The following is a 17,358-nucleotide window of genomic DNA, read 5'->3' on the forward strand; positions in this document are numbered from 1 at the left end:
AATAATAAACGGACCATATCTATCTTGTAGGTCCGTTATACGACCATGATGCGTTGTGCACGGACAGGTGAGACTTTTCGGACCAGGTAGCTCAAGGCTCGCGAGTGGGGCGCATGATAGGACAATAAATTCGATGGCCGGACTGAATGAAACGGAGCAGAGCCGGACAAGCGACAAAGGTTTTGCAGCCTTTCTTGAGTCAAAGACCAAGTCCACCATATCCGCCACCACGTTCAAGACAGATTGGAACGGCGTTCAGGCCATCCGGGTCGAGCAAGGTAATGATGCGTTCGACAGCCCGCCGCTCGAAAGCCATTTTGTTGCTCTAGCGCAGCGCGGGCACGGCATGGCAGATATCGCGTTCGATGCGCACACCGGCCCAAACAGATCCATTGTCGAGCCGGGCGTGCTGTGCTTCATGCCAGCCGGTCACAAAACGGCGTTCGAAATGCTGGGCCGGGCCGAGATGACGCATGTGCTTATCAAGGACAACATGATGCAATCGGCCAAGCGGCTCGCAGATCAGGGCGACCCCGATCTGATCGAGATGCACGGCTTTAGCGGGCGCCATCACCACGCCATTGCCGAGACGATGAGGAAAATCACCGAAGGCACCCGGACGGGCGGAGCCCTTTGGGCGGACACCATCGCGCTTGAGCTTTCGCGACAACTCGTCGGCTTTGTGGGCAAGCCCACCGACCCCAATGGGCCGCATATCGACCTGACTGATCTGCAATTCGGTCATGCCATCGACTACATCGAAGCAAACATGACCCAGGACTTTTCCCTGAGCGACATTTCAAATGCCGTCGGGGTTCTTCCTGAACATATGGCGCGCGGGTTCGTCACCGAGGCCGGACTGAGCATTGAGACGTTCCGCACAGAGCGTCGTATCGGAATCGTACAGAACTGGATAAAGTACGATAAAGTACCACAAGACACGGATGTCATGGCGCGCCGTGTCGGGTTTGCTAACGCCAAGGCGCTGGATACCGCGTTTCGGACCTATTTGGGAATATCTGTCGCGAATTATCGCAATGGGAGACTGGGATGAGACATGCTGTGAGATATACTGAAGACATGCTGTCGGGCCGTGACTTCATGGGCTTTGTCGAGCACGAGATCACAGACGGAGTGCTGTTTCAGCCCGATGATTGCGATGTCGCTTGTGCCAATTTCTCGATTGGCTCACATCAGTCTGACATCGACCCAAGCAACATGCACACGCTGGTCCTGTCCACTCAAGCGCGCGGCCGTCTTCACAGCGATATCGACGGGGTCAAGCAATCGACGGATATCCGTTCCGGCACGCTCACCTTTGTTCCAGCGGGGCTGCGGCAGGTCTATGACTACGAAGGTACAACCACGAACACCGTCATTGGCATCCATGACGCATTGTTCAAACGGGTCACCGACATAGACCCACGCCTTGACGACCCCGGCGTGCTTGAGACCCGTCTGGGGTTTGTGCGCCCCGGCCTGCATGCGCTGATCGAAGAGCAATATGACGTCATGGCCTCGGACAAGGCCGGATCGAAGGTGCTGACCGAATCCGTCGCCCTCAAGCTCGCGGTCGAGTTGTTGGCGGTCTTTGGCAAACCCCTCGAAAACGGTGTCGCAATCCCGCTGAACGGGCTTGAAATCAACAAGCTTGTCGACTTCATCGACGCGCAGATGGAGGACGGCTTTGACCTCTCCGATCTTGCGGCTGTGCTCGAACGCGACCCATTCGCATTTTCGCGCAGCTTCAAATCCGCAACCGGGTCCAGCCCGCACCAATTCGTGATCCAACGGCGCCTGATGCGGGTGAAGGATTTGCTGATCAATACCCACGAGACGCTTGCCGACATCACCTATGCCACCGGTTTCTCGAACCAGGCGCATATGACAACAACCTTTGCCAAACATGTGGGCATCAGCCCCGGCAGGTGGCGCAAGGCGGTGAAGTCGTGACCCAGATCGTAACAAGACAGCAAATGGTCGAGGTCATAATGGACCAATACAATGCTGACATTACGGAGCCGCCGCATCACAATTGGCACCGTGTGAACACGGCCGTGATGACCCAGGTCGATGGCCAGATTCATGATCACGCCCTTGATTTTCATATGCTGGAGGTGTGCATCAACGGCAGGCACAATGTGCAAAGCGACAGTCTGCTGGAAAATGGCGACAGAGTTGAAAGCGTGGTGCAGCCCGGCAAGCTAGCCTACGCGCAGCCTGGTGTATCGATGACCCAAACCTGCCAAGGTCGCGCCGAATTTCAGCAGGTATATATCGACAACTCGATATTTGAGGACTGCGCAGACAATCTATTCAAGGGCGACAGTGACAATATTGTGTCCCTTGGATTTCAGGGGATATTCGATCCGCACATCAAGTCATTGCTTCTCGCACTGCTCGAAGAAGCGCGTCGCCCCGGTATTGGCACCGATTTGACGGCCGACCTGATCGCTCAGCAGTTGGCGATCCTGATCCTGCGCCGACAGAATTCCAAACAATTGCGCGAGCCGAAGTGTACCACCTTGTCAGATGTGGACCTCGACCGCATTGTGGCCTATTTCGAAGAACAGATCGAAGATATCGGCGGGATGGATACTGTGGCCGGGCTGGTGAACATGGACGTTTACAGCTTTACCCGGTCCTTCAAGGAAACCACGGGTCAAACCCCCGGCCAGTTCTTGATCCAGCGTCGCCTGATGCGGGTCAAGGATTTGCTGCTTGGCACCAAGGACACGCTGGCCGACATCACCTATGCGACGGGTTTCTCCAATCAGGCGCATATGACCTCCACGTTCTCCAAACATGTCGGTATCAGCCCCGGCAGATGGCGCAAGGCGGTGAAGTCATGAGCGATACGCAGCTTGTCACGCGAGACCAGATGGCCGACCTGTTGGTGGGGCAGTGGAACTCTGGCATTCTTGAGCCTATCCGACACAATTGGAAGCGCGTCAACACAACTGTCGTGCGGCAAGGAGACACTCAAATCACGAACGCGATCATCGACTTTCATATGTTCGAGCTGGGTCGGCAGGGGTCGCATCACATGACCTTTGATATCGCGGCCGAGCCAGGTTCGGATCGCACAGCACAGTTTGTGCCGGGCAGCCTGACGTACATTCAGCCAGATGCTATTACTATTCAGTCGTCCGAGGGCGACGCCGAGCTGCAGCAAATCTATATTGACCGCAGCGTGTTTTCGGAGTGTGCGTCGAGCCTGTTCAGGGGTGATCCGGATCGGGTCAATAGTCTGGCGTTTTACGGTATCTTTGATCCAGCCATGAAAGCCAACGCCGAAGCCATTCTGGAAGAAGCCCGCAACCCGCAAATCGGCACCGACCTGAACGTCGATTTGCTGGCGCAACAGCTCGCCTTGCTTGTCCTGCGCCGTCAAAATGGGCCACGGGTGCTGACCCCTACGACACGGCCCTTGTCACCGGATGAAATCGCGCGCGTGATTTCCTATTTCGAAGACCAGATCGAAGATATCGGCGGGATGGATACTGTGGCCGGGCTGGTCAACATGGACGTTTACAGCTTTACCCGCGCGTTCAAGGAAACCACGGGTCAAACCCCCGGCCAGTTCCTGATCCAGCGCCGTCTGATGCGGGTCAAGGATTTGCTGCTTGGCACCAAGGACACGCTGGCCGACATCACCTATGCGACGGGTTTCTCCAATCAGGCGCATATGACCTCCACGTTCTCCAAACATGTCGGCATCAGCCCCGGCAGATGGCGCAAGGCGGTGCGGACTTAGACCGCTTTAAGTCATTTGCCGAGACGGGTAGCCTCTTGTCGTGCTCTAGCCGGCCAAAGCCGAACCGCTACGACAACAGGGTGTCCATTCAGGCGTCTTCGAGCAAATCGCGATCAACCAGTCCGTCCTCTGTCACCACCTGATCCCCCACGATGCGGCCGATTTCGTCCTGTCCGACTTCGATGTAGTGGGTCAGCGCATCAACCACGTTGCTTCCAAAGGCATCGACCAGATCAGGGTGATCGGCAAGATAGGCGACCCCGTCAAAATCCATCTGACGGTTTTCTGACCAGCCAACTTCGGTGAGGTGATTGCGGGCATAGGCGACCAGATCCGTCGACCCCGTCTCACGCGCATCCAAAGCCAGGTCAGGGCTGGAGGCGATGTAGGTCAACGCCCCCTCCTCGGATCCAAAAACCTCGGCCATCAACACCGAAGCTTGATTTTGGGTCTCGCCCTCGTTGAGCGCCAATTGTCGCCCGCTGGTCTTGTTCTCACCGACGCCGAACATGATGAAATGTTCGGTGGCTCCGACCGGGTCGTCCCAGAACGCCGCAGCCAGATCATCGTTGCCCGGTGCCATGATGTAGCTTTGCGGATCAAAGCCCATCTGGCGGTTCTCTTTCCAGCCACTCTCGGTCAGGTGATTGCGCGCGTAGGACACCAAATCCGTTGCCCCGGAATTGTGCGCATCAAGGGTCAGATCGGGGCTGGAGGCGATATAGGTCAATGCCCCTTCTTCAGACCCGAACACTTCGGCCATCAAGACGGCGGCCTGGTTTTGCGTCTCACCTTCGTTCAGCGCCAATTGCCGCCCGCTTGTGACATTCTCGGTGACGCCGAACATGATGAAGTGTTCGATGGCCCCGACCGGGTCGTCCCAGAACACCGCGGCAAGATCGTCGTTTCCGGGGGCCGAGATGTAGTTTTCCGGATTGAAGTCGAGTGTGATTTCGGACTGCCAGCCTACGGTCTCGAAGTGGGACCGGGCCCAAGCGACCGGATCGCCCCCTTCTGCCAGATAGGCATTGGCGAGCGGCGGCGAGCTTGCCAGATATCTCAGTGCGCCACTGCGCGTATCCATGATGTCGCTGTAGACCACGGATGCCTGATTGGGCGTGTCATTGCCATTAAGCCTGAGTTGAGGGCGCAACCCCGCCTCTTTCTCGGTGAACCCGGCGGTGATAAAGTGATTTGTGGCCCCCTCGGGATCATCGGCAAATGCGATATAAAGGTCATCGTTGCCCGGTGCCGAGATGTAGAGGTCGGGATCGAAGTCGATGCTGACGGGCGCGAACTGACCGGTTTCCTCGAAATGCTGGCGGGCGAACAAGACGGGGTCACCGCCCTGTTCTGCGTAGGCGGCAACCAGATCAAGGTCGCTTGCAAGGTAGGTAAGCGCGCCAAGATCATCGAACATAATGTCCTCGCGCGCGGCATTCGCGCTGTCTGTTGCATCGGCATTTGGTGTTGTGTTGCCGGGGGCGGCCCGCCTATTGCGCACGCCGTCTCCGCGCGACTCGCCATCACCCACACCACCGGACCACAATACGTCGCCTTCAAGCTGGTCGTGGATCACAAGCCGCCCGTCATTTTCCATACGCAGCACGAAAGAGCCGTGCGCCGGGCCGGTTTCACTATCGGTGCGGGTTGAAAAGGAGGGGAGCGTGCGGTGATCGTAGACAACCAGATTGCCATCCTCCTGCATCACGACCGCCCCGTCATTGTCGGCAATTATGTAGGTGTCGGCCTGCCACACAATGTCGGGTTCTGCGCCCGAGACGTCCGCGATATAGAAATCCCCATTCTCGGTATAGCGCGCAGCGTATTGTCCGTTTTCGGACACCAGCATCTCGTTCTTCAGCAGTTGCTCTCCGGCACGTAGCTCGGACCCGACGGACCGGTTGCGCGTCCAGACGGGTTTCCGCCCGACCTCCAGCACTGCACCATCCGTGTTGATCGCGCGGCCCTCATCGTTGCCTGCCGACATGTAATGGAAGGCCAGTTGCATCCCGTTATTGCCGAATTGATCTCCCAGCCCCGGATTGGCCTCCAGATAGGCGCTGGCATCAAACAGGTTCAATCCGTCGGCCAGGTTGCTGCGCCGCTGCGTGGTTTCCGGGTTCGTCTCGATCGAGGATTGAACATTCGCCCACACCTCTTCCGTGATCGTCTCTCCGTTTGTGAGGGTACCGGCCATCAGGGCGTAGTCGCGCGCCAGCGCCATGTCGAGGTCGCGCAGTTCGAGCAGCGCATCAAGATCCCCATGTTCGTCGGCCACGTTCATGATCGAAACGGGATCATAGCCGTATTGATAGACCTCGGGACGCGACGCCGCCCATTGCATCAGATACGGGGTCAGGGACGCAATATTGGCCGCTTCATTGATGTCGGGGTGCAGGATGGTGGGCAGTCCTAGGTTCGTCAGGTTTGGCCCCAACAGGGTGACTTCATAGCGTTCATCCCCACTGTTCAGCCCGTCTCCTCCCGCAGAAATACCGTAACGGACAAGATCCGGATTCCCGTCACCATTCATGTCGAGATATTGGTAAAGATTGGCGTCTCGCTTGGCCCCTTCGAACGTCACCTCGACCCGGTCCATTACGGTCTGGATCGTGTTTACCGGTGCGTCCGGGTTGTTCGGGCCGCCAAGCAGGGGGTTTGTCCCATCCAGTGTCACCGGATCGGTACTGCCCAACTCAAGCTGAAGCTGTGCGTATTCCTCAGCCGAGACCGAAATAGTCTGATTGAACTCTTCGGTGCCGACACCTGGGTTAATCGGATCGTACACCCCGCTGATCGTCACGCGATAGTTTGGCGGGAACGTCTCAAAGGCGGCGTCGGTCAGTTCAAAGAGGGCACCATAGGCATTGTCGTCATCGTCATGCCCGTGTTCATAGACCCGCACGGGGACTTCAATAGTGCCATCCGCCGATACGAAGGTCGCAGAGGTCACCTTGTCCTTGTCCCGTCCGCTGCCCACGTAGCCATCAAAGCTGACCTGCCGCCCCCGGCTTGACACGATCGCCCCTTCATAGGTTTCGCCATTGACGGTGATCTCGGCTTGGATGCCGTCATCATCGTCGTCACGGACATTCAGGCGCGCAATCGGGTTATCGGCCAGATCGAAGGTCGCCGATTGCAACCGCAGATCGTTTGGGCTGACCACTTCGTATTGCAGACGGCCCCCCGTGGCACTGGTGCTGCCCCAGAAGTTGGTGCTGTAATCCGTCGACACCTGCCCGATGTCGTCAAATGCCCCGTCTCCGTCGGCGTCAATGCCCGGCGCGATATCCGTGACGACTGTGAAATCGCGCATGCTGGCGAACTGGAAAACCACCTGCACGGCCAATGCGATCCAGCCAACCGGGTTCGAGGCGTTGACGGCCGCCAACGCGACCAGCGCACCCAATTGCACTTCGGGCGGCACCTCGATCCCGATGGCGTCAAAGAACACGTCGACCCCCGAGATGATGGCCTGCGCAGGATTAATCGCGCCTGCCGCCAACAGGATCCCGGTTGATGCGCCATCCCCAACGGCTTGAAGGATACGGCCGGCATCTCCGCCGATCAGGTCGTTCAGAATGGCACCGCCCGCACTGCTGAGAATGGCGGCTCCCACAAGGTTGCCGTTGAACACCTCTTCGCCTGCGTCGTTCACGACACTGCCCGTCCGAAGCGCATCCCAGGCGGGAAGCCCGTCCTCAAGCAGAACGGCCCCGATGTCATCAATGGGCGTATCGGTGCGATCTGCGTAGCGGCCCAGGAGCCGGCCAAATCCGGAACCAATTGCGAATTCAGGTGAGGGCACGCTTTCGAACCCTGCGGGGATTTCACCCGCTGCGGCCAACAGCCCGTCACCAGCGATTGTCAGCAACTCGCCGCTGATGATTGCCGCATCATTTGGGGTGTCACCCGATGTCCCGGTCAGCACAAGAAAACTGCCGGCGAGGCTGAGGCCATAGGCCTCTTCGCGAAGTGTGTTGCGCTGCCCATCCGTCAGGGTCGTGACAAACCCTCCGAGGTCAGCGGTAAAGGCGGACCATGCGGCAGCGTCCCCCGCCCCGATCTGGGACAGGAAATAGCCGATACTGCCCGACCCGGAACTCAGGAATTCCCCGATTGCGGTGCCGTTGAAATCTCCGCCCGTTGCTTCGATCACACCAAGGCTCAGGTCGAAGGTCCGCAAGAACGCGAGGGCCGCATCATTTCCGCCAAGCGTTTCAAGGTTGGAGATCTGTTCGGCAACCTGTCCGCGCAACGCGCCGACATCGTTCAAGAATTCGGAATTGTCGACACCTGTTGTCACGCTTTGGATCGCCAGGGCGACAGCCGTGGGTGTTGGACTGTCCCCAAGAGCCGCCACAGCCGCATTGATGGCAGGGTCAGATGCCAGATCGCCAGACGCGCGCGAGACAAGTGCCACTGCGCTGCCGGTGCTCTCGTCAATCCGTCCGTCCGGCAGGAAAGAGATTCCTGCCGCTTCAAGCTCGGCGCGCGCACCTGCATCACCGATTTGCGAGGGGATGATCAGGTTGGCCAGCCGGTCAAATTCGGGGTCGAAAACAGCATTGTAGGCGTCTCGATCCAAGACGGGTGCAGTGTCGCTGCGTGCCTCGAACCGGGCATCACGATAGGCATTGTTGGACAATCCCGCCCCATCGCCATCCAGCGCCAAGAGTTGATAGTTGGAATATGCGATGCCCGATGCTTCTTCGGGTGTGAAAATGCCCAGCTCATTGCCCTCCGCGTCGTAAAGCAGGGCCTGCATGTCCTGCTGAAACCGCAATGCAGGTCCGGTCAGGCTGGACGGATCAGGCAGTTGCCCGGTCACCCCGGCGGGACTGTCGATCAGTTGCACACCGTCAGCGGCGGCGACAACCAACGTGTTGGTTTCAGGGATCAAGAAAGTCGTATCGCCAAAGCTTTCGAACTCAACGGCATCCGCGTCGCGCGGCACCAGAACGTCCTGCCCCAGTGCGCTTGATCCTTCGCGCAACAGCAGGTCAATTACGGTGTCCTCGGCCACATTGGTGACGTCGAGCAGACGGATCGCGCCGCCGGGTGCAATATAGATCACGCTGCGGGCCCCATCCTCGGATGTGCCGTAGATCGCGGTACCGCCGTTGGGCAATTCCTGGCGGCGGACCGTGCCATCGGCAAACAGATCGCCAACCGCGCCCTCGCCACCGGGGGCGTCAATGTCATCAATCTGGACCATGATCGGTGCGCCCGTGCCATCCGCAATCAGAAGTGAGCGGTCGGGGGTTGGGGCGGCGCTGGTCCGATCAAAATACCATTCCTGCCCATCCACAAAGACCTGCAAATACCCCTCGACGATGCTGCCTTCGTCGTTGCGATAGGTGATCAGCGTGCCGGTGGAGCCATCGGCCAAGACCACTTCGCGGAACGTCGGGGTCAACCCTTCGCCACCGAATTGGGTGGGATCACGTTGTCCAGAGACGGCCACATCAAGGTCCGTAAAGCGCGGCACTTGAATTGTTTGAGACGAAATCCCGGGATCGACGGGTGAGACAAGCCGGTCGGTAAAATCGCCCGGGTTCTGTTCGAGCACCATCGCTTCGATTTCAGCGACGCTTGAGCCGCGCAGCGCAAAGACTGCGGCTGAAACGTCCAGATTGGCCACATTGCGCTCAAGGAATGTGCTGCGGTCCAGGACCACAAACACGTTTCCGCTGTCGGTGCGCAGGTATATGGCCTCGGTGCCGTCCGCCAAGGTGATGTCCTGTTGCTCGACGATGGCCCCTATCCGGTCATCGCGTTCGATCGAGATTGTTTTTCCAAGGGTCGCCTGGATCACATCGTCAGCCTGATTGCCTGTCACTTCCTGAGCGATCAGATCCCCCGTCACCGTGTCCGACAGGGGCGGGGGGCCGACGAGGTCTGCGTCACTCACATCGCCCTGCTCAAAGACGCCGGTTGGATCGACGCCAATCGCCTCGAGATTGCCCTGAAGTGCCGCGAGTCCCCCGGAAAACCCGCCACCGTATATCCCGAACTCAGATGCGTCGGTGAACCCGTCAGCATAGATGCGCGCGACTTCGGTCCACGCCTCTTGGGCGGTGGCACCGTCTGCAATCAGCCGCTCTGCGGTGGCCGTCGCGGGAAAGGACGCTATTTGCCCATAGCCTACATCCGCAAAGGCCTGCCGTGTCAGCGTGTCTGGGGGGCTGTCGGCGATCAGTTGAAAGATCCGTGCCTCATAAGAGCCCGGCCCACCCGTCAGGTCGATTTCGATCCGCGCCAGCGCCTCATCCTGATCAAGTCCCCGCCCGGTGTAGTGGTCATAAAGGAACGATGCGAACGAGCGCGCGCCCGGCAGTGCCGTTTCGCCCAGTGGGTCAGCGAGAACCAGGCGCTCTTCGAGCCATCCATCCAGATAGGCAACGTCGTTGGGGTTGTCCCGGTCCACGACAAATGGGTTATCAAGCGCCGCGGCCTCGTATTGCGACACATCCACGTCAAAGCGGACGGTGGTGTTGCCGTTCGGGATGCCTAGGGCAAGCGTGGTAGCCAGTTCCCCGCTGTTCAGCCGTAGTTGATTGCCAGCTACCGTTCCCGTGTAGGCGAACCCGATCCCCTGTTTGCCCGCCGTCGCGAAGGCTGTACTGCCATAGGCGGCAATGAACGCTTCCTGGCCCATTTCCACATCGCCGAATTGCTCGGTGATGCTGTCGCGCAGCGCCTCCGGCAAGGCATCCAGCGCCCCGTCATTGATGGCCTGAAGCGTGTGCCAGATCCCGTTCGCCGTGCCGTAGGAAGAGGCCAGTTTCAATCCGGGCTGACCGTTCGCACCCCAGAAGACACCGCCTGTGCCGCGCACGGTCGCGCTGCCATCGCCCAACCCGCCAACACGTGCGTTGTAAAACGCATTGCCACCAAATGCGCCAGCCGCGTTGCCCAGCCCACCTTCGAAAGAGGACACGATATCGGCCCCTTCCCCGGCATTCAGGTTGATTGAAAAGACAGGCTTCGATCCGCCCAGTTGCGGGATCGGGGCATTCACACTCAGGAACACGACGGGTGGCGTTTCCAGCAACACTTCGGGGTTTGCCTCAGCCTGCTCCAGTGTGACGGAGGGGTAGATAAAGGCCCAAAGGTTGCCCCCAGGATCAACTTGGGTGGACAACACGCCGTCAATTTCAACCAGTTCGATAATATCATTGTCGGCGATGACCTCAGTCGAGCTGTTGAGGTCCGAAGGGTTCACCCCTGCCCGAATGCGATCGATAGCTGCCCGCGCCTCTGGCCCCAATTCCTCATAGCTGACGATCCCGTCGCCATCCGCGTCAAGTTCCTGACCCGGGGTGCTGCCCGGCGCGGTCTGCGCGATCAACGTGGATCCGTCCGCCGGATCAAGCAAACCCGGATCCGTCGGCAGTTGCCCGTTGGCGTTGGCGGGAAGGTTTGTGCTGATATCGGTCATTGCGGCGTCCTTGGTGTTGGTGTGCCGCCACTTTGGAATATGATGGTTGCTGGCCCAATCGGGTGCGGGCCGGTGCCAAGCGCGCTGGTCTACGCAATGTGGTACGCACCGCGTATACTTCGGGTCGTCGACATGTACCTGATCGCTGGTCGGCGATGTGGCACGCGTGGACACTGGTATCGGCGATGCACCCGTTTGAGGAGTTTGGACGGGGGACATGCATTCAGTGGTTTCAGTCCGAGATGAGGTCAGAAACCATGTGGGCCTTTCTGTCATCACCAAACGCCGGACCCGAGTTGGAGGTGCCATCCGGGCCGCGCAAGGCCCTGCATGGGTGGGTTGCGAAGGGGGGCGGGAAAATTGCCCACATTGCATTGGCAGTGATTCGCCCGATTCGTTTCGGAACGTCAATTTTTCTACGTGGTATTGGGTAGTCCTCCAGACGCAGCCGTATCTACACAAGCCGGTACGCAATCACGGAAACCCGTCGATTCAGTGACTTGGCGAAGAGTTGCCGAAACGTTCTTACGACCCTGTCTATTAACAGTTTATTGCTATCGCAGGTGTGCCGAATTGCCGATGTCATAGGCGAATTCCCGTCCTCCACAAAAATTTCGATGTTGATTGAAAATCGATTTGCGGCCCAACTCTGGCTCAGAGTTTCAAGATGGGATGTGACGATATGCAGGGCGGAGCAAAGGCACGACTGGTCATCGCGGACAGCCACGAGATCGTACGTGAAGGCATCGCGGCGCGCTTGGAAAACAGCTGCCCGATTGAGGTTGTTGGGCAGGCCGCCGATGGGTATTCCACAATCAAGGCATGCCGCCAGACCACCCCCGATCTGCTGCTGATGGACCTGTGTCTGACCCGGCCGACCGGCATCGAGACACTGACCAAACTGCGCTACACCCTACCCGATATGGGCATCGTCGTGCTGTCCTCGGACGCGAAGGTGGCGGATGCGTTCACGGTGCTTGGATTGGGGGCTATCGGCTTTATGCCCAAGCAGGCCAAGGGCGCGGATTTCGTCAATGCGATCCGGGCCGCGGTGTCTGGGTACACCTCGATGCCAAGCGATTACATCGCTGAATTTGTCAGCCTGCGCCGCAATGTCAGCCGCACAGGGAATTCCTACGGGTTGTCACCGCGCGAACTCGAAGTGCTCGAGGCCTGTGCCTCGGGTCAGCGCACCAAAGAGGTGGCCGAGCGGTTCAATATCAGCGTGCGCACCGTCGAAACCCACCGCAACGCAATCTACCGCAAGACGGATTGCCACGATCTGCAAGAGCTGTACCGCACCTTGCAAACAGGCTGAGCGGCCTTCGCAAACGCCTATGGTGCGGGTAGGTCCCGTGCCCCATTTCCCCTACGCAGATGTTCACGCGCCCCCAACGTATCGACTTTACGCAAGCGCTAGTTGATCCTAACCTCAGTCTTACCGGTCAATGGACCATAGACTATGGTTGGATTTTTTGGGCTGGGACGATTTTGATGAATGGAATTGAAGACCCCTCTGCGACGGGACGTTCCACGAATTCAGTGACGCCCGAGCAGGGATTGGAAACTCTGAGCCAATTGGGTGACTGGTTGACCATGGACCATCCTTTGGAAGCAACAGGTCTGGACGAAGATCTACGCGCCGTCAAAGAACTGGCGCTGGACAACGTCGCGCAGTTTTTGCAGTTCCCCGAGAACGTCGAGGCCGTCGCACACGTGATGGACGGCACGTTTCGAGGCTCCCGCGATCCTGATGTGCAGGGCCGGTTGGATGCCGCGCTAAACGCAGTGGCTGATAGCGGTCTTGAGGCCGATTTCGTCTCCGCCCGTGTCGGTGATCCGCTTGATGCGTCACCGGGTGAGGCTGTGCTGCCAGACGGCGCAGACGCCGCCATCGTCTACCCCCCGGACGGCGTGCCGGTTGTGCTTTTGTCGAGCGATCTGGGGTTTCGGGACATGATCCTGAGCGCGCAACAGGCGGCCATAGACCTGCTTGTGGATTTGGCCCAATCGGCGGGCCTGTCGATGATCAACGACCAGGTCGGCGACAGTTTGGCCACCTTGATTCGGACCGGCGACCTCCCCCCCGAGGCTGGTGCGGACGACGGCGCTGGCCAAGGCACGTTTCGGCCTGTTATCTCAGTGTATTTCGATGGAGAAATCACTGACGCATCAATGGTTTAGCGGACACTCCCCGCACCACCTACGTAAAGCTCTAAGCAGTTCTGTGCCGCCTGCGTAGCAGTGCCGTATCGCCAATTCACGCCCGAAAAACCACCCTCGCTTTGAACACGCAGACACGGTCGGGTGCCTGTATTTCATCGGCTTGAGGGGGAGACGCGTGATGCTTGGCAATCTCATTTCACAGACAGCGCGCACAGGTGCCGTCGTGGGTTTGTGCCTGATTTTGGGGGCCTGCAAAGAAGACGTTTACAGTAATCTGGCCGAGCGCGAGGTCAACGAGATGGTGGCCGTTCTGTCGGCCTCGGGCATCGTCCCGTCACGGCAACGCGACAAGGACGGTGCCTATGCGCTCCGCGTCGAGTCCGCAGACGTCCCCGCGGCGATCACCTTGCTGCGCAATGCCGGTTATCCGCGAGAGACTTTTCAATCGTTGGGCGAGGTCTTCAACGCCGAAGGGGTGTTTGGCACCCCGTTTGAGCAACACGCCCGCTACATTCATGCCATGAACCAGGAACTGTCATCGACCATCACGGCCATCGACGGTATCCGGTCCGCCAAGGTGTTGGTCACCGCCCCGCCGCGTGGCCGGTTTGACCGCGAGGCCCCGCGTGCCACGGCGTCGGTCGCGATCCATCATGAAAACGGTGAGGACGTGCGCTCGAACATGTCGTCCATCAAGATGCTGGTTGCGCATGCCCTGCCGAATCTCGACTATGACGACGTGGCCGTGGCGCTGTTTGAGGCTGGCGGCCCCGTGGCCACGCCGGCTCAGGCCGCCGCCCTGACGACCGAAGCGGCCAATCCTGCGAGCGTGATGTCCGTCTTTCCCCCGCTCGACCAATTGCGCAGCCATATCGGCGCAGAACGGTTTGCAGCCTTGCTGGGCGGCGCGGGCATTGGCGCATTTCTTTTGCTGCTGATGGCCGTCAGCCGGGGCCGCAGATCATGAGCGCGCTGCATCAAGACTGGACCGACATGTGGGCCCCCGCCCTCATGGATGAGACATTGCGCGGGGCGCTGATCGGGAACGCCCGCTTTGCCACCCGGATCGAATTTGATCTGCTGGATGAGCTGACGGACTGTGAGACGGACGTGGCCGCTCTTGAACAGTCCGATCCAGAGGTCGCATTGCTGATGGCGCAACTGGACGATGAGACGCTGCTGCGCGCAGGGTTGTACTGGTCGGCCCCTGCGCTTGCGACATCGTTGCAACCTTTGGCGGGTTTGCCGGATGTGACACCCACCCGCGCCCGTCTGCGTCTTGTGATGGCCGGGCGTGATCACAGCGCCGCATCTCAAGTGGAAACGCCTCGTTCCGCTGCCGACCTGCACCGCGCCGGGCGAGCGTGTCTGGCCGTGTGGCTGCGCTACCAGCCGGACGTGTTGGCGGCCCGGCTGCGTGTGCGTCTGGCTGTCGATGAAGCCAACACGTTGACGGACTCGCTTGCGGACGGGCCGCGTTACAGTGCGATGTGTGCAGCACTTGAGACCCCCTCTGAGGACCTGCAATGACCCGTCCCTTTGCCGCCACCCGACTGACGGCAGCTGAGGCAACGGCCCAGATGCAGAAATCGGTTGAGATTGATCAGGAGGTCGGCGCAACCATCTCCGAAGCCAAGGCGCTGATCGAAACCGCCCGCCAAGAAGCCCGCAGGGTTCAGGAGCTTTCGGAGGCCAAATCGCGCGAACGCGACACGGCCCTTCAAGGGATCGCGAACGCCGCCGTTGATCGCTATCTCGACACCAAACGGGTCGAGGCTGCGGCAACAGCCGCCGCCCGCCTGATCCGGGATGCGGGCGAAATCCGCGAAGAGTTTGACAGCATGATCCCGTGGCTCACCGAGTTTCTCGAGGTGGCCATAACGCGCCTGATCGGGCAGTTGGATGATGAGGACGTCCTGTCCCGGCTGGTGGCCGAAGGGGTGTCGTCGCTCAAGGATGCGCGCCAGGTCACTGTGTTGGTTCACCCTGCTGATCTGGGGCATTTGCAAGCCACCCGCACGTCATATCCGGTGCGGTTTTCCGGGGTTGCCGACATCCGCGGCGATGCAAGATTGCAACCGGGTGCGGTGTCCCTCGAAGGGGCGGGGGGCAGCGTCGATGCAAGCCTTGTCACTCAGGTCGAGGCGTTGTGTGCCGCGCTTGAGGCGCACCTGTGATCTCCACGGAGCGCCTTGATACGCTACGCGCCGCCGTCCAGGCCGCCCCGCTGCGTCCCCTGACGGGCAGCGTGTCCGAATTGCGCGGGCCGATCATTCGGGCCCGGTTGTCAGGCGCAAAGATTGGCGGGCTGTGCTGGATTGACCGGGGCGCGGATGCTCCGCTGCGGGCCGAGGTTGTGGGCATTGACGGATCGGTCGCGATCCTGAGTCCTTTTGGCCTGACCGAAGGGCTGAGCGAGGGGGCTGTGATCCGCCCCGCATCAGGTCAACTGACACTAACGGCAGGTACGGGATTGTTGGGTCGTATTGTCGACGCTTTTGGCACACCCGTCGATGGGAAGGGCCCGATCAAAGGTCCAACAGTGTCTTTCCCCGTGCGGTGCGCCGCCCCCGATCCCGTCTCGCGCCCGCTGGTGGACACGCCTCTGCCGACCGGTGTACGCTCAATCGATGGGATGGCCACCCTCGCACGCGGCCAGCGCGTTGCGATTTTCGGCCCCCCCGGCACAGGCAAGTCGTCCTTGCTGGCCAGCATTGCACGAGGGGCCAGAGCCGACGTGATCGTCATCGGGCTGGTTGGCGAACGGGGCCGTGAGGTGCGCGAATTCACCGAACGGGACCTGTCCGCAGCAGCGCGTGAACGCGTTGTCTGTGTGGCCGCCACTTCGGACCGTCCCGCGGTCGAGCGGGTGCTGTGCGCGCAAAGTGCCACCGCCATCGCCGAATACTTCCGGGATCAGGGAAAGTCTGTCTTGCTGATGATCGACAGCCTGACGCGGACAGCGCGCGCATTACGTGAAGTGGGCCTGGCGGCGGGCGAGGCCCCGACGCGACGCGGCTATCCCGCGTCCGTCTACCCGGCATTGCCCGCCATTATTGAGCGGGCAGGGCGCACTAACAGCGGTGATATCACCGCGCTTTACACCGTATTGGTCGAGGATGAGGGCGAAGGCGACCCGATTGCTGATGAGGTGCGCAGCCTGACGGACGGGCACCTCACGTTGTCGCGCAAGCTGGCCGAAGCCGGACACTGGCCCGCGATCGACCCGCTGGACAGCCTCAGCCGGTTGATGGGCGCGGTGACCACGCCTGATCATGTCGCCGCCGCAGGTTTGGCCCGCCGTCACCTGTCCAAATTTCGCGACATCGAACTCTTGCTGCAAGTCGGGCAATACACTGAAGGGGCCGACATCGAGGCGGATGCTGCCATCGCCGCCAAGCCCGCGTTGGACAGGTTCCTGCAACAAACCGGCGGAACGGTCGAAGCATGGTCGGGCCTGCGCACCAAACTGGCCGAGGCCGTGAAATGAGCCGCAGCCCCGCCGAAACGCTGCGTTTGCTGTGCCGTCTGCGCGATGCGGAACAGGACGGTGCGCGGGGTCGGATGGCACAGGCTCAGGGCGAAGCGCGGGCGCGTGAGGTTGCGGAGAGGACGGCCAGGGCGACCTTCGAAACCGCCACCTCTTTGGCCGAAACATATATGGCTCGCCACATCCGAAACATGGCCCCGACACAGGATGGCGCGTCGGTCTATGCCGCGTTGGCCTTTGGGGCGGTGCAGCGTCGCCGCGATGCGGCCAGCGCCGAATTGCAGCACCGGCGCGCCACCTCGCGGCGCACTCAAGCTGAGGCCGAGGCCGAAGCGGCAAGCGCGCATTACCTCGACACCCGCGCCCGGGCGCAGGCGCTGGGCACCCGGCGCGATGCGCTGATCAAGGCCGAAACCCGTCGTGCCGCCGTGCGCGAAGACGACGCCATTGCCGAAGCCCGCGCGTCATGCGCCGCGCTGCGGCCCAAGGGGACATAAG

Annotated in this window: 12 protein-coding genes; 11 read left to right on the forward strand and 1 reads right to left on the reverse strand. The window is 60.3% G+C overall.

All coding sequences use genetic code 11. The features are described from left to right. Positions 1-133 precede the first annotated feature (133 nt). From Q0908_RS13120 to Q0908_RS13135, 4 genes are read left to right on the forward strand one after another with little or no spacing between them, the layout of a single operon-like run. Positions 134-1,054, forward strand: a complete 921-nt coding sequence (locus Q0908_RS13120; RefSeq protein WP_299285053.1) for an AraC family transcriptional regulator — start codon at positions 134-136, stop codon at positions 1,052-1,054. 8 nt (positions 1,055-1,062) lie between these two features. Beyond that, a complete protein-coding gene (locus Q0908_RS13125; protein ID WP_299285056.1) occupies positions 1,063-1,953 on the forward strand; it encodes an AraC family transcriptional regulator in 891 nt (296 codons plus the stop codon). Beyond that, positions 1,950-2,852: an AraC family transcriptional regulator gene (locus Q0908_RS13130; protein ID WP_299285059.1), complete on the forward strand. Its 903-nt coding sequence runs from the start codon at positions 1,950-1,952 to the stop codon at positions 2,850-2,852. The genes Q0908_RS13125 and Q0908_RS13130 overlap by 4 nt, the downstream gene beginning before the upstream one ends. Next, positions 2,849-3,757 carry an AraC family transcriptional regulator gene (locus tag Q0908_RS13135; RefSeq protein WP_299285062.1) on the forward strand — a complete coding sequence of 303 codons (909 nt, stop codon included), beginning with the start codon at positions 2,849-2,851 and terminating at the stop codon, positions 3,755-3,757. The genes Q0908_RS13130 and Q0908_RS13135 overlap by 4 nt, the downstream gene beginning before the upstream one ends. Before the next feature lie 88 nt (positions 3,758-3,845). On the opposite strand, the gene Q0908_RS13140 is transcribed toward Q0908_RS13135, so the two are convergent. Beyond that, positions 3,846-11,204, reverse strand: a complete 7,359-nt coding sequence (locus tag Q0908_RS13140; protein WP_299285065.1) for a hypothetical protein — start codon at positions 11,202-11,204, stop codon at positions 3,846-3,848. A gap of 667 nt (positions 11,205-11,871) precedes the next feature. Here Q0908_RS13140 and Q0908_RS13145 point away from each other — a divergent pair. From Q0908_RS13145 to Q0908_RS13175, 7 genes are all read left to right on the forward strand, one after another. Further along, complete coding sequence (locus Q0908_RS13145; RefSeq protein ID WP_299285068.1) at positions 11,872-12,522, forward strand: response regulator transcription factor; 651 nt, start codon at positions 11,872-11,874, stop codon at positions 12,520-12,522. Between the two features lie 176 nt (positions 12,523-12,698). Further along, the gene (locus Q0908_RS13150) at positions 12,699-13,388 is read left to right on the forward strand and encodes a hypothetical protein (RefSeq protein WP_299285071.1); all 690 of its coding nucleotides are present in this window, start codon (positions 12,699-12,701) and stop codon (positions 13,386-13,388) included. A 160-nt stretch (positions 13,389-13,548) separates the two neighbouring features. After that, positions 13,549-14,337 (forward strand): type III secretion system inner membrane ring lipoprotein SctJ, encoded by a 789-nt coding sequence (sctJ, locus tag Q0908_RS13155; protein ID WP_299285074.1) that lies wholly within the window; start codon positions 13,549-13,551, stop codon positions 14,335-14,337. Then, positions 14,334-14,900, forward strand: a complete 567-nt coding sequence (locus Q0908_RS13160) for a hypothetical protein (RefSeq protein WP_299285077.1) — start codon at positions 14,334-14,336, stop codon at positions 14,898-14,900. The genes sctJ and Q0908_RS13160 overlap by 4 nt, the downstream gene beginning before the upstream one ends. After that, positions 14,897-15,547 carry a FliH/SctL family protein gene (locus Q0908_RS13165; protein ID WP_299285080.1) on the forward strand — a complete coding sequence of 217 codons (651 nt, stop codon included), beginning with the start codon at positions 14,897-14,899 and terminating at the stop codon, positions 15,545-15,547. The genes Q0908_RS13160 and Q0908_RS13165 overlap by 4 nt, the downstream gene beginning before the upstream one ends. After that, on the forward strand, positions 15,544-16,860 hold the full coding sequence (locus tag Q0908_RS13170; RefSeq protein WP_299285083.1) for a FliI/YscN family ATPase: 1,317 nt from the start codon (positions 15,544-15,546) through the stop codon (positions 16,858-16,860). Before Q0908_RS13165 ends, Q0908_RS13170 begins: the two co-directional genes overlap by 4 nt. Continuing rightward, on the forward strand, positions 16,857-17,357 hold the full coding sequence (locus Q0908_RS13175) for a hypothetical protein (protein ID WP_299285086.1): 501 nt from the start codon (positions 16,857-16,859) through the stop codon (positions 17,355-17,357). Before Q0908_RS13170 ends, Q0908_RS13175 begins: the two co-directional genes overlap by 4 nt. Position 17,358: the final 1 nt, after the last annotated feature.

The sequence above is a fragment of the uncultured Tateyamaria sp. genome, assembly GCF_947494755.1.
Classification (GTDB): Bacteria; Pseudomonadota; Alphaproteobacteria; order Rhodobacterales; family Rhodobacteraceae; genus Tateyamaria.

Coding starts and splice junctions, on each gene's coding strand:
- Q0908_RS13120 (WP_299285053.1), top strand. CDS start 134: ATGGCCGGACTGAATGAAACGGAGCAGAGCCGGACAAGCGACAAAGGT.
- Q0908_RS13135 (WP_299285062.1), top strand. CDS start 2,849: ATGAGCGATACGCAGCTTGTCACGCGAGACCAGATGGCCGACCTGTTG.
- Q0908_RS13140 (WP_299285065.1), bottom strand. CDS start 11,204: ATGACCGATATCAGCACAAACCTTCCCGCCAACGCCAACGGGCAACTG.
- Q0908_RS13145 (WP_299285068.1), top strand. CDS start 11,872: ATGGGATGTGACGATATGCAGGGCGGAGCAAAGGCACGACTGGTCATC.
- Q0908_RS13150 (WP_299285071.1), top strand. CDS start 12,699: ATGAATGGAATTGAAGACCCCTCTGCGACGGGACGTTCCACGAATTCA.
- sctJ (WP_299285074.1), top strand. CDS start 13,549: ATGCTTGGCAATCTCATTTCACAGACAGCGCGCACAGGTGCCGTCGTG.
- Q0908_RS13160 (WP_299285077.1), top strand. CDS start 14,334: ATGAGCGCGCTGCATCAAGACTGGACCGACATGTGGGCCCCCGCCCTC.
- Q0908_RS13165 (WP_299285080.1), top strand. CDS start 14,897: ATGACCCGTCCCTTTGCCGCCACCCGACTGACGGCAGCTGAGGCAACG.
- Q0908_RS13175 (WP_299285086.1), top strand. CDS start 16,857: ATGAGCCGCAGCCCCGCCGAAACGCTGCGTTTGCTGTGCCGTCTGCGC.